This window comes from Mycoplasma sp. 125 (assembly GCF_051549845.1).
GTDB lineage: Bacteria > Bacillota_I > Bacilli_A > Mycoplasmatales > Metamycoplasmataceae > Metamycoplasma.
The window spans coordinates 336,432-350,086 of sequence record NZ_CP196079.1 but is presented as its reverse complement, the minus strand read 5'-3'; the positions used below and the strand labels follow the sequence as shown (position 1 = coordinate 350,086).

13 protein-coding genes and 1 tRNA gene are annotated in these 13,655 nt (G+C 27.1%); 6 read left to right on the top strand and 8 right to left on the bottom strand.

The window, feature by feature from the left end; translation table 4 throughout:
• Window position 1: 1 nt before the first annotated feature.
• The 8 genes from ylqF to ACSH4Z_RS01455 all read right to left on the bottom strand — a co-directional run bounded on the left by ylqF (window position 2) and on the right by ACSH4Z_RS01455 (window position 4,352).
• The gene (gene ylqF / locus ACSH4Z_RS01490; RefSeq protein ID WP_438340852.1) at window positions 2-844 is read right to left on the bottom strand and encodes a ribosome biogenesis GTPase YlqF; all 843 of its coding nucleotides are present in this window, start codon (window positions 842-844) and stop codon (window positions 2-4) included.
• Between the two features lie 12 nt (window positions 845-856).
• Window positions 857-1,384 (bottom strand): tRNA (cytidine(34)-2'-O)-methyltransferase, encoded by a 528-nt coding sequence (locus tag ACSH4Z_RS01485; RefSeq protein WP_438340851.1) that lies wholly within the window; start codon window positions 1,382-1,384, stop codon window positions 857-859.
• Between the two features lie 161 nt (window positions 1,385-1,545).
• Complete coding sequence (gene msrB, locus ACSH4Z_RS01480) at window positions 1,546-1,983, bottom strand: peptide-methionine (R)-S-oxide reductase MsrB (protein ID WP_438340850.1); 438 nt, start codon at window positions 1,981-1,983, stop codon at window positions 1,546-1,548.
• 238 nt (window positions 1,984-2,221) lie between these two features.
• Complete coding sequence (gene rpsO / locus ACSH4Z_RS01475) at window positions 2,222-2,488, bottom strand: 30S ribosomal protein S15 (protein ID WP_438340849.1); 267 nt, start codon at window positions 2,486-2,488, stop codon at window positions 2,222-2,224.
• 140 nt (window positions 2,489-2,628) lie between these two features.
• Window positions 2,629-2,705, bottom strand: a tRNA-Ile gene (locus ACSH4Z_RS01470).
• A 43-nt stretch (window positions 2,706-2,748) separates the two neighbouring features.
• Window positions 2,749-3,147: a 30S ribosomal protein S9 gene (rpsI, locus tag ACSH4Z_RS01465; protein ID WP_438340848.1), complete on the bottom strand. Its 399-nt coding sequence runs from the start codon at window positions 3,145-3,147 to the stop codon at window positions 2,749-2,751.
• Window positions 3,147-3,581, bottom strand: coding sequence for a 50S ribosomal protein L13 (rplM, locus tag ACSH4Z_RS01460; RefSeq protein WP_438340847.1), 435 nt, complete (start codon window positions 3,579-3,581; stop codon window positions 3,147-3,149). Before rplM ends, rpsI begins: the two co-directional genes overlap by 1 nt.
• Before the next feature lie 108 nt (window positions 3,582-3,689).
• Window positions 3,690-4,352, bottom strand: a complete 663-nt coding sequence (locus ACSH4Z_RS01455; RefSeq protein ID WP_438340846.1) for a 16S rRNA (uracil(1498)-N(3))-methyltransferase — start codon at window positions 4,350-4,352, stop codon at window positions 3,690-3,692.
• Window positions 4,353-4,718: 366 nt separating this feature from the next.
• Between ACSH4Z_RS01455 and ACSH4Z_RS01450 the strand changes: the two genes are divergently transcribed.
• The 6 genes from ACSH4Z_RS01450 to ACSH4Z_RS01425 all read left to right on the top strand — a co-directional run bounded on the left by ACSH4Z_RS01450 (window position 4,719) and on the right by ACSH4Z_RS01425 (window position 13,567).
• Entirely contained in the window at window positions 4,719-5,297 is a 579-nt protein-coding gene (locus tag ACSH4Z_RS01450; RefSeq protein ID WP_438340845.1) for a hypothetical protein, read from the top strand.
• A gap of 668 nt (window positions 5,298-5,965) precedes the next feature.
• Window positions 5,966-7,339 carry a glycine--tRNA ligase gene (locus ACSH4Z_RS01445; protein ID WP_438340844.1) on the top strand — a complete coding sequence of 458 codons (1,374 nt, stop codon included), beginning with the start codon at window positions 5,966-5,968 and terminating at the stop codon, window positions 7,337-7,339.
• A 15-nt stretch (window positions 7,340-7,354) separates the two neighbouring features.
• Window positions 7,355-9,289 carry a DNA primase gene (gene dnaG, locus ACSH4Z_RS01440; protein ID WP_438340843.1) on the top strand — a complete coding sequence of 645 codons (1,935 nt, stop codon included), beginning with the start codon at window positions 7,355-7,357 and terminating at the stop codon, window positions 9,287-9,289.
• Entirely contained in the window at window positions 9,279-10,820 is a 1,542-nt protein-coding gene (locus ACSH4Z_RS01435) for an RNA polymerase sigma factor (RefSeq protein ID WP_438340842.1), read from the top strand. Before dnaG ends, ACSH4Z_RS01435 begins: the two co-directional genes overlap by 11 nt.
• A 14-nt stretch (window positions 10,821-10,834) precedes the next feature.
• On the top strand, window positions 10,835-11,680 hold the full coding sequence (locus ACSH4Z_RS01430) for a deoxyribonuclease IV (RefSeq protein ID WP_438340841.1): 846 nt from the start codon (window positions 10,835-10,837) through the stop codon (window positions 11,678-11,680).
• A 1,314-nt stretch (window positions 11,681-12,994) separates the two neighbouring features.
• Window positions 12,995-13,567: a hypothetical protein gene (locus ACSH4Z_RS01425; protein WP_438340840.1), complete on the top strand. Its 573-nt coding sequence runs from the start codon at window positions 12,995-12,997 to the stop codon at window positions 13,565-13,567.
• Window positions 13,568-13,655: the final 88 nt, after the last annotated feature.

Sequence of the window (13,655 nt, the reverse complement as noted above, 5' to 3'; positions counted from 1 at the left end):
TCTATTTTCCGCCTTCATATGAATCAAAAATAACATTATTTAAATTTTTGAAATGATTAATTAACATATTGATGCCTTTTTTAATGTCATAAACACCGTTTTTTAGTAATAAATTGTTTTGCATTGCATATTTAGAAATATTTGCAAAAATATCCTCTAAATCAAAAGTAGGATTTAAATTAATTTCTTTTAGTTTCTCAGGATAATATTTAGACATTAATTGATAAAGAGAAACAATTAATTCGTTTTGATCAATGGCCTCTTGTCTAATTGATCCAACAATGGCTAATTTTGCTCCAATTTCATTATTTTCGATTTTAGGCATCAATAAACCAGGAGTATCTAACAAAAGATAATTTTTGCAATTAATTCATTGTTCCGATCTCGTAATACCAGGTATCGACCCGACCTTAGTTGCTCTCGATTTTGACATCATATTAATAAATGTTGATTTACCGACATTTGGCACACCTAAAACAACACATTTAAGGCTTGGAGTAAGTTTTTGCTTTTGATCATTTTTGGCCTTAAATTTTAGGAACTCTTTATTTAGAGCAATATTAATTTTTGCATATGTATTTTGTGCTTTTAGGTTGGTAACAACTACTTGACCACGTTTTTTATAATCTTCAAGAAAAGGTTTGAGTTTTTCGAGATTAGTTTTATCTGCTTTATTAAAAACAAATAAAACTGGTTTGTTATTAATTATTTTGAAAATTTCATCATTAAAAGAACTTCGAGGTAATCTAGCATCCATTACAATAATAAATAAATCAAATAATTTTTGTTTTTCTTGCAATAGTCTAAATTGTTTGGCCATATGGCCAGGAAATCAATGGATCATATTATTTCCTTTCTATTCTTTTTTTAATATAAAATCCTTGCCTTTTTGGACTTCATAAATTGACAGATCATTAAAGTTTGTTTGTCGTAAAATTTCATATAAAACAATAGCTACTGAATTAGCTAAATTTAAACTGCGACAATTAGAATTCATAGGAATTCTTAAACAATTATCGATGTTAGTTTGCATAATTGTCTTTGGTATCCCTGTACTCTCTGTGCCAAACATAACTCATATTTCGCCTTCTTTCTGTGCCAGTTCATCATATTTAATATCGATATAATTTTTTAAACCATAACGTGTTATGTAAAAAATATTTTTGCTAGGATATTTTTTAATAAAATCATCATATGATTGATGAACTTCATGTTGAATTTCACTAAGAAAGTGCCCGGCTGCTTTTCTTTTTAATCAATGAGGGTGTAAGTCAAAAGCTATTGGTTTTATAATATGAAGCTTGGCTTTAGCAGCGAAACATGTACGGATTATATTTGCTGTATTAGCATTTATTTCAGGTTGATATAGAATAATATTAATCATAGTAAAAATTTTACTATATATAGCAAAAATTAGCAAATATAAAACTCACTAAACAAACATTTAATCCAATCTTTATGATATGTTGGTAAATAAAAAAAGTTTGGTTTAGAAATAAACAAACTTTTTATAAATCTATAAATATAAACTACGATATTAAAAAACTATTTAAATAATTTTTTATATTGACCATATCCTTTTTCATCAAGTTCTTCATAAGGGATAAAACTAAGAGATGCGGAATTAATGCAGTATCTTAATCCACCTTTATCTCTTGGGCCATCACTGAAGACATGACCTAGATGTGAATCGGCGTTTTTTGATTTTACTTCTGTTCTAATCATTCCATGTGAAGTATCTGTTAATTCAACCAATAGACTATTATCTATCGGCTTAGAAAATGCTGGTCAACCGCAACCAGAATTAAATTTATCATCTGATATAAATAATGCTGTACCATCAACAATATCAACATAGATGCCTTTTTCATAATGGTTATTATATTTATTCATATAAGGTCTCTCAGTAAATGCTTTTTGCGTTACATTATACTCAAGTTCACTTAGTTGTGCTAAACGTTTTTCTTTTTCTTGGGGATTCATAAACCCTCCTTATATTTTATAATTTTATATTGAGTAAGTATATAAAGATTTTATATGATTTTATGCATAATTTAAATTATTTTATAATTTGTAAATTAGGAATTTTCTAACTTAATATGAGTTTGATGAACTTAATATTAAATATGCTCATATTAATATTTTAAAAAAAACACCACAAATACATAGATCTGTGGTGTTTTAACACTATTTTTTACTTAAAAAGTAATATAGAAAAAATTTATTTTCTAATATTTAGTGATTTAATGGTTGATTGGTATAATGTATAATCTTCGTTTTTTAAGTGATTTAGCAATGCTTTACGGTGATTAACTTTTCTCATAAATCCACGCATTGAGTGCAAATCTTTTTTATTAATAGCAAAGTGTTTTTTTAATGATTCAATATCTTCAGTTAATATTGCTATTTGTACAGGCAAGTAACCTGTGTCTTTTTCATTTCTTCCAAATTGCTTTACCAATTCGCTTTTTCTAATTTTAGAAACCATCTTTTTCCTTTCATAACCTAGCAATAATCTTAATTACTACCAAGGAATAAATAACGAATACCTCAATATAGGGCATTCGCTTTTATTATATCATAAAAAAATAAAAACACGACTAGCGTGTTATGGTCAATTTCTTGAAATGGTGCGAACAAATGGACTTGAACCATCGACCTCACGATTATCAGTCGTGTGCTCTAACCAACTGAGCTATGCTCGCATAAAAACATGGGATAAACCCATATAAGTATATCACAAAAAAATTAACGTTTTGAAAATTGTCTTGCTCTTCTTGCTTTTCTCAATCCAAATTTCTTACGTTCCTTAACACGAGCGTCTCTTGTTAAGAATCCAGCATCTTTTAATTTGTTACGATATTCATTATTTGATGCTTCTAATAATGCTCTTGCAATACCTAATCTAATGGCTCCTGCTTGACCGGTTAAACCACCACCATTTACATTTGCAAAAACATCAAATTGATTTGTTGTTTCGGTAACACCAAATGGACTTAAGGCATCCATTAATAAAATTTCTGAATTTAAATATTGTTTCGCTTCTTTTCCATTAATTACAAAATTGCCTTTTCCAGGAATTAAGTAAACTCTAGCAATGGAAGATTTACGACGTCCTAGGCCATAGTATCTAATTTTATCTGCCATTATTTAACCTCTATTTGTGTTGGTTGTTGTGATACTTGCTTATGTTCTGCATTTGCATAAACATAAAGATTTTTAAATTGTTTGCGGCCTAATTTTGTATGAGGCAACATACCTCTAACTGCTTTTTCAACTAGAGCAATTGGTTTTTTAGCTCTTAAATCTGCAGCAGTAATTTGTTTTAAACCACCAGGATATCCAGTGTGGTGATAGTAAATTTTCTTTTCATCTTTTTTAGCTGTTAAAAGAACATCTTTTGCATTAATAACAACTACATTGTCGCCCATGTCAACATTTGGAGTAAATGTTGGTTTATTTTTTCCACGAAGGATTGAAGCAACAAGAGTTGAAAGTCTACCTAAAGGTACGTTGGCTGCATCGATGATGTATCATTTTTTATCAACTATTTCTTTTCTAATAATTGTTGTTTGACGCATACTTTCTCTTTCATGTTTTAAATATATTTAAAAATTAATGATCATTATTTATATACATAACTTAATATAAATAAATTTCACTAAACTATTATAGCAAAAAAAATTTCATTAGTTCATTTTTGCAATCATATATATTAATGCTGTTTCTGCTCGCAAAATTGTCTTGGTTAATGAAACAATTTCGACATTTTCTTTTTTTGCCAATTCTATTTCATTTAATGAAAATCCACCTTCTGGCCCGACAATTAGAAGAGTATCTCCTTTTCGTTTGGTTATCTTTTTATCTTTTTCATTTTCATAAGCTAAAATTTTGTTTTTAACATCTAGTTTAATAATCTCATCATAGGTCATAACTCTTTCAAATATTGGCATTGTATTTCGAAAAGATTGTTGTGATGCTTCAAGGATTATTTTTTTAAATCTCTTTATTTTGCTTTCTATTTGCATATTAGTTTTATCTGTGTATTCTGAAATAAAAGGAATAATTTTTGTTACTCCTAATTCAACACTTTTTTGTAAAGCAATTTCAAAATTATTTTGTTTTATAAGTGGGATTGCTACAATTAAATCATCTTCTAATTCATTATCTATATTTAACTTTTTCTTAATTATGGCCTTATTAGGAAACTCAAAATAACATAAGTAAAACTCATTATTAAAGTTTATTAAAAAATCTTGATTTTTAATCCGGATTACTTTTAAATGTTTTTGTGTATCTTCATCTAAAAAGAAATAATTTTCACTTTTAGAACTGCTAAAAAATTTATACATAATTATTAAATTATAAAATTTTTTATAAATATCTAATGCTTAATCCTTAAATCATAAATAAAAGTTTTAGAGATAGAAAGATAATAAGTTTTATTTTTTTAATAAACACTTAATAAACAATAATAATATAAGCACTTATTTTCTAAAAAAACATGTAATTAAATAATTAATCCAATTGCGGCCTTTATATGATCCAAATTATAAATGCAACATAAAAAATAAAAAAATATAACGGAAATTCGGAATATTTAACATAAATTAAATAACTGTATTTATATTTTTATTGTTATTTTTGTAAAAAAAATGAAAAAATCTAACTTTTTTATATTAAACTAATAGCAAATAAAAAACAATAAAGGAGAATATATGATTAAAAATAAATTCCTAAAAGCATCACTATTTTTGTTGCCGATATTGCCCACTGCAACATTAGTTGCATGTGCACCAACAAATAACAGCGAACATACAGTTCCAGACGCTGGGCCCAAAATTAATGAAAATAAAAAAACAAATCAAACATTAGATTTTACTAATTTTGGTGTTAAAAAATTTAATGGTCAAGTAAAAACCAGAACATTATTATTTGCGGCGGCAACAAGTGAAAATTTTCTAGATAAGGATGGTGTATTTTCATTCAGATTACACCACCGGCCAGTGGAAGGTGTTAAAGGCGAATGATTAGCCTTTGCCACAGAAGTTAAAGGAAGAAATGATAATACATTAGTAGATCCTTTGAATATAAAAATTGCATCGACGCAAGCCGATGAAGGAGCTGGTGTTGAATATCCTTTAAGATTTAAATTTGATAAGCCAGAAAACAAGTTAGGTACAGGAAAGTATTACACATTTGTTTTTTGAAAAAAAGATGGAACTGAAAGAATTGTTTTCAATCAAACACATATTGATAATAACAACGACATTTTTCCATCATTTCTACCAAACTAATAAATTAAGAAAAAAATTATAAAGAGCAATCAACATTATGGATTAGGATTACTTAAAAAATAGAAATATTTTTTTGTTCTTACTTGCGCCATTATGTTGTGCTCATTTTATTATTGTTACTTTTGATAAAAAACTTAAAATAAAAAGCCGAATGCTTTACATTTATGGATAAAAAATATGCCATTTGCACACGGTGGCTAAGCAAAAAAATCCCTTTATATCTTTTATTGCTTTTTATTGCTTGCGGGGTCTTTTTTTGATTTTTTGATTATTATGTTACGATGCTAGAAATTAAATTAATAATAATTTTGCAATATTTACATATTTTTATAAAAAACATTGTCTATATGTTTTTGCTTTTATACAAATTTTATTTAGGAATCAAAGCATTTTATAAATTTGGTATAACAAGTTTTATAAGCATTTTAGGAAATATTTTTTTAAAAAAATCAGTCTACAATAAAAGAGAAGTTAATAATATTGTCATTTATAAAAATATAAATTATATCAATAGCGAAATATTGGAATGAATAAAAGAAGAAATAAGCAAATCCAAAAAATAGCTGTGTCCAAAATTTAAATGCCAACTTAACTTAATTTATTATGTTTTATGATACAATTTTTATATTAATTTTATATAAATATATAAAAAATATAATGAGGTTACAATGCCAAATAATACTAAAAAAAATATTCATGATGTTATCGCTCATTTAAAAAATATGGGTTTTGTTTATCAAAATTCAGAAATATACGGTGGTGTTGTGAATACATGAGATTATGGTCCATTAGCAACTGCTATGATGACTCAAATTAAAAATATATGAATTAATGAATTTATAAGAAAAGAAAAAAATTATCAAATTGATTCTAAAATTATTATGAATAAGAATGTTTGAAAAGCTAGTGGTCATATTGATAATTTTTCTGATTTTCTAATTGAAAATAAAGTTAATAATAAAAGATACCGTGCTGACCATATTATTAAAGATCTATTTCCTGAAATTAATGTCGAAAAATGTACATTTGATGAATTAGAGAAAATCATTAAAAAAAATGTTAAAAAATATGATGGCGTAAGTGCAGAATGAGGAGAAATTAGACCATTTAATTTGATGTTTAAGACGCAAATGGGAGCAATTGATAACAGTTCTTCTGAAACCTTTTTAAGACCTGAAACCGCACAAGGTATATTTGTGAATTTTAAGAACTTGACTAGAACATCAAGAGCTAAATTGCCTTTTGGAATTGGCCAGATAGGTAAAAGTTTTCGCAATGAAATAACCCCCCGTGACTTTATTTTTAGAACAAGAGAATTTGAGCAAATGGAATTAGAATTTTTTTGTGAAGAAAAAGATAGCAATAATTTTTATCAGTATTGAATTGAAAAATGTAAAAAACTCGTTTTATTATTAGGTCTTAAGGAAGGAAATATACGTATAAGACCACATGAAGCAGAAGAATTAAGTCACTATTCAAAAGGAACAAGCGATATTGAATACTTATTTCCTTTTGGATGAGGTGAGTTATTAGGAATTGCTAATCGCGGCAATTATGATTTAAGTCAACATATGAAATTTTCTGGTGAATCTCTTGAATACTTAAAAGACGATGGGACCAAAATAATTCCATATGTTATTGAACCTTCAATTGGATTGGACAGATTGCTTTTTGCATTGATTATCGATGCTTATACAGTCGAAAAAATTGATGATAAAGAAGAAAGAGTGATTTTAAAATTAAGTAAAAAAATTTCACCCTATCAAGTTGCTATATTACCTTTAATGAAAAAGCAGTCATTGGAAGCCAAGGAAATTTATAACAATTTATTGGAAAATACTAATATTAGAATAGCATATGATGAAGCTGGTTCTATTGGTAGAAGATACCGTCGACAAGACGCAATTGGAACACCATTTTGTATAACTGTTGATTTTGATACAACCAAAAATAATACTGTAACTATTAGAAATAGAGACACAATGAAGCAAGATGTAATACCAATTAGTGAAATTGCAAGTTATTTATTAGAAAACAGATAATAAAAGGAATTAATTTTGCAGGAAAGTGTTTGAGAATATGTAATTTCTAAAAGTGATATTGTTAATATTATTGGGCAATATCTGACTTTAATGAAGCAAGGGAAGAATTATAAGGCTTGTTGTCCTTTTCATGGCGAAAAAACGCCATCTTTTGTTGTTAGCCCAGAGCAAGGAATATTTAAATGTTTTGGATGCGGAAAAGGCGGAGATGTAATTAAATTTATTCAATACAAGGAAAATTTAACATCCTTTGAGGCACTAAAATTTTTAGTCAATAAACAAAACCTAGATATTTCCAAATTCGGCAATTTTATGAATAATTCCGCTATCACAACTGAACATTCTAAAATTCTTGAAGTCAATAAGGTAGCACTTAATTTTTTTAGATATCAAATTACTTTTGAAAAAAGCGCCGAATTAATAAAGTATCTGCACAAAAGAAACCTAAATGATAATTTAATTAAAGAATTTCAAATTGGTTTTTCATCAAAAAACAAGTCAATTTATGAAACTCTTATCGAACATAAATTTGATTCGTTTGAAATATCCAATTCATCATTATTATCTTCTATTGAAAATAAAAATTTTTTTAATGATCGTCTAATGTTTCCGATATGCGATGAATTAGGCAATATTATTGCTTTTTCAGGTAGAGATATCACTGGATTACAAAACCCTAAATATTTAAATAGTTCTGAGACTATTGTTTTTCGAAAAAATGAAGTAATTTTTAATTATTTTCATGCAAAAGATGAAATAAATAATAAAAGAGAAGTTTACTTAGTAGAGGGGCAATTTGATTGCATAGCCATGTTTAAAGCTGGATTCAAAAATGCCGTAGCAATTATGGGTACTTCATTATCACCAGCCCATCTAAAACTATTAAATAATAAAACTATTACATTATTTTTTGATAATGACAGTGCAGGGCAAAATGCAACACTAAAGAATTTAAGGATGATATTGTACTATTCAAAAAAATACAATTTAAATGCTAAATTTGTTATAAATACATTAAATAAAGATGCAGATGAACTTTATAATCTAGATAATGGTTTAACTTTAAAAAAAATGTGTGAAAACAAGGTTGATATTGTCGAATATTTATTAATGCTGGCCAAGCAAAATATTTTAAACAATAAACAATCATTTGAGAGAAACGAAATATTTAAGCAGATATTTGAATATGTTTATTATATTGATAATTCATTAGTTTTAATGCTCAAAGAAAGATTTATTAGTGAAAACATTTTAACTGCCGATTTATTTGAAAACTACTATAAAAATTCTAATCCTCTTTTCTTATCAGATCCATTATTTAAAAATAAAATTAATGAAAAAAAACATAGCACAAATCACCCAAGTATTTATACAAATGAAAATTATGATAATAACTTTTTTATCAAAAATGATATTGCAAGCCTACAACCAGAAGTTTCGAAGCAAGGAAATTCACCAAGTATTAATAAAAAAAATAAAAAATTCATTAATGCTAGAACAATATTAAAACAAGAAATAAGTAGGCATTATATGCTATTAAAGGAAATTTTGTTGCTAGTATTAAATCAACCTTTTATTGCCAAACAATGAAAAAATGATGGATTTCATGATCTTAATTTAGATGATGATTCACAAAAGATATTAAGAAAATTAATTAGTTATATTATCAAAAAGAACAAGGAAGGTTTAGAACTAAGTCAATCCAATCTTGTTTCGGTAATTGAATCCGACCTTAATAAAGCAAAAATATCAAATAACATTGATTTAATAAATGAATATAAATCATATCTAGAACAGGCAATTCAGATAAAAAATTTAACTCTCACAAATAATGATTTGAAAAAAGATATCAAAAATCTATATGATCGTGTAGATGAATTTGTTGAGAATCGAAAGAAACCAAAAAAGCAGATTTTAATGTATACCAAAGGAGCACAGGATGACAAGTAATAATTTAGAAAAATCAATAGATTATGTTATTTCAGTAATTGAAAATGAGGTAGTTAAAAGGAAAAATAAAGATAAAAAATTTAAAACCCTATCTCAAGAGGAAGTTTTTGATATTCTTTATAAGAAAAAACTTTATGTTGATGATGAAGAAGCAGATTTACTATTGCTTAAATTGTTTGAAAAAAATCTTATTTCTAATAGTGTTGATGAAGGCGATAACGATGATGTTGAAAATTTTGTTCAAGATGCAGAATTTAACGAAAGTATGTTAAAAGATATTGATGACGAGGATGCTGAAAACGAAGATATTGACTATGACTTTGAATATGATGATAGCACCTTGGTACCAAATGATAGCATCAATTCTGCTGTAGAAGAAGATCAAACCTTTAGTGAAGATGATGAATATATTTCAAGCAAAATTAGTGAAACGTATGATGAAGAAGATGAAGAATATGACTATGATCTTAACGAATATGATGATTATAGTGAAGTTAATTGAAAAAGCAGAAGATCTAATGATGAATTTGATGCATCAAAACTATTAAAAAACTATGATAGTGAAGAAATAAAAATTGGTTCAGCTAGAAAAAATTCTGAGAATAGTAATTTGTCAAATAGATTAACTGAAACAAATGATATTGTTAAGTGATATATGAGATGAATAGGCAAGTATGGTAAGCTTTTAACACCAAAGGAAGAATTAGAAACAGCTGAAAAAATGGCTAAGGCTAGAGAGAATGGTGACAAATGAGCATATAAAAAAGCACGCGATTTGTTAATTAAAAGAAATTTAAGACTAGTTATCAATAATGCCAAAAAATATAAGAATAGAGGTTTGAGCTTTATTGATTTAATTTCAGAGGGTAATTCTGGAATCATGAAAGCAGCTGATAAATATTTACATACTAAGGGATATAAATTTTCTACATATGCTACTTGATGAATTAGACAAGCAATTACTAGAGCCGTTGCTGACCAAGCGAGAACTGTAAGGGTCCCTGTGCATATGGTTGAAACAATCAATAAAGTCTTGAAGATTGAGAGAGAATTACAACAAGAACAAGGTTATCCTCCTACAGATGAAGAAATTGCCAAGAAGTTTGGTGAACCTGAATTCACTGCTGATAAGGTAAGATATATAAGAAAAATAAACATTGACCCTATTTCACTTGATAAAAATATTGGAAAGGAAGAAAATTCAAGCTTTTCAGACTTTGTTAAGGATGAAAGTGTAATTAGTCCAACTAATTTTACAAGTCAAGAAGAATTGAGTGTCATTTTGAATGAAATGATTAATTCGTTAACAGATGAATCTGATCGATTATTAATAAGAAAAAGATATGGAATTTCTGACCCAAACGGAGAATCATATCGTCCTCATTCCCTAGATGAACTTGCTAAAGAACTAGGGGTAAGTAAAGAAAAAGTTCGTCAAATTGAAACGAAGGTTTTGCGTAAATTAAGACATCCGCAAAAACGTAAGCAATTAAAAGAGTTCTATGCTAATGAAAGTTATAATTTAGATTAAATCGAGGTGAAAAAATGATTAAGTTGGGCAGTCATGTCTCGTTTTCAAAACCGGACTATCTATTAGGCGCTGCACGTGAATCACATCATAATAATGCTAACTGCATGATGATTTATCTCGGGCCAAATCAATCCCCTTATCGCGTTGAAGAAAAATACTACAAGTATGATGAGTACAATAAATTTTATGCAGATAAAATTAAATCCGATGATATTATTGTTCATGCACCCTATATCATTAATCCTTCAAATCCGCTAAAAAATAAGTTTGCGATTGATTTTTTAATCTCTGAAATTAAAAGAATGAATTTTATAGGGGCTAAAATAATTGTTTTGCATCCTGGCGCACATACTACTTTTAGCAAAGAAGAAGCTAAAAGTAGCTTAATTTATTCATTAAAAACAGTTTTAGCAAAAACTAATGATGTAACAATCGCCTTAGAAACTATGGCTGGTAATGGAAGTAATTATTGTAATAATTTTGAAATATTAAAAGAAATAATTGAGAAAATTAAATCTGATAGAGTTGCCATATGCCTTGACACATGTCATATATGGGATTCTGGATATGATATTAGGGATTATGATAATTTTAAAAAATATTTAAAAGACAACGATTTTCTAAAGTATATAAAAATTATTCACTTAAATGATTCAAAAAATCCGCTAGGTTCTAAGAAGGACCGCCATGATAATATTGGAAAGGGGTATATTGGTTTAGAAACTTTAAAAAAATTTGTTTATGATCCTGATTTTGATAATATACCCATTATTTTAGAAACACCATATATTGGCGACTTAGCGCCTTATAAAGAGGAAATTGCTTTATTATTAGATAACACAGAGCCTAGTTTATTTTAAAATATCTTTAAGATCGCTTTTTGTAATTTGTCTATTATCTTTGACTAAATCTAAAATTTTTTCTATCCTATTTTAAACATCTAGTTTCAAATTTTTTCTTCATAGTTTTTTGCTAAAAAAGGTAATAATTGCACCATTGTTAGAAATATAGTGTTTGAGTTATTTCTTAAAAATAACATATTCTATAACTATGCGTCTAAAACTTGGCGCATAGTTTTTGTTAAACTCAATTTTATCTAAAGTATTGATAATTATCTCATTTCTCTTTTTGTGAGCATACATATTTTAATATTTTCTAATGTAAACCTTCGGACAAACTATTTGAAAGAGAAAATTTAAGATCTATTGTTATAAAATTTAGTTTTCATATCTTCGCTTAATGTACAATATCTATCTCTATGACAATAGCAATTAACAATTGTTTATCTTACCTTTTTAATATATCTAAAAATTTGTCTCAATCAAATCTTACAGAGGGGGAGATATTTTTTTATTAGGAAAACTAGAAAATGAAGTATCTCATCTAATAACATTAGTATTGAACTTCTAAATTCTTTATTATCAATAAATAAAGTAACATCTGTTCTTTGAAATGCGACAAATTTATTTATAGCTAGTTTTTAGTTGTTTAACAACAAAGTTGCATTATTATATTTCGTGGTTTTGACTAATAAAGATTAAAATATATTTATCAAATTTACCCCCTTTTTTATCTAAAGATATTTTCTAAACACTTAAAAGCCGAATGTTCTTCTTCAATCATAATAGATTTAAAATCATTTGATCTATGTGCCCTTATAATTTTTTGAATATCATCCAAAACCAACAACTCTCTTTTGTATTGCTTAGTCCAATGAAAACACCTTTAGAATTTAATTTATACTTCGCCATTATAGCAATGCGCCTCGCCTATTTCTTCTAATTTTTATCTTAAAAGAATTTCATTGAGATAAATATTAATTAAATTAGTAACATCAGAGCTAAAACCATTTACATTCTAATTAGTAGATAGAATTTCTGTCTATTCTTATTTCTTAGCATGTATCAATTTCTTGCTAACAAAATCATCATTTACGCGCTGAATGGATTTTTTTACTTTTTGTATTTAAAAAAGAAACTATTTATGTTTTTAATTTATTTTATTGTTCTGTAATACCAATTTTTATTTAATTCTGCTAGCTTCCATATTTACTCATTCATACCCTATGCGTTATTTAAAAACACAATTGATCATTAATTGATTTGATGAGAATTATCAAAAAAAAAAAAAAAAATGTAAAATACTTACATCAAAATAGTATTTAAAGGAGAAAAATGAAAAAAAGCAAATTACTTTTTATAGGATTTTTACCTGCTTTGGCAACACCAGTTATAGCTCTATCATGTGCAAATCCTGCTAAACCAGAAAAACCAGAAAAACCAGCTGAACCAAAGAAACCAGAAAACCCAGAAACAAAAACCCCTCAACAAGAAATGCCTGATAAGAGTAAATCCGATAAAACAACTCCCGATACCGGAGCAACTAAAGATGATTCAAATAATGAATCACAAGAAAAACAAGAAAAGAATGAAGAACATAAAAAAAATGAATCTTCAGACGTTCCATCTTCATTCGAATTGCTAGGATATGATAAAGAAAACATTAAATTAGAGGACTTTAATCGCCAGATTTTCGGACAGGCTGATGTACCAAAAGAATACCAAACACCGCCAACATTTGAATTATTGGGTTTTGGAAGCGCAACTATTGGTGAGGAAGAATTTAGCAGACAAACAAACGGTTTAAAGATAAAAGATACTGATTTCAAGAGTTATGGTATAAAATTTGAAAACGATAAATTAACTATTGAATTTGAAACAAATAAGATTCATATTTTAATAAAATAGCTACAATAACAATTGTTGTTAACGCCTTCGAAAAATCGTCGCAAAAATTTACATCACAGAAATTAACCCTAACTAACAAAAGAATAAA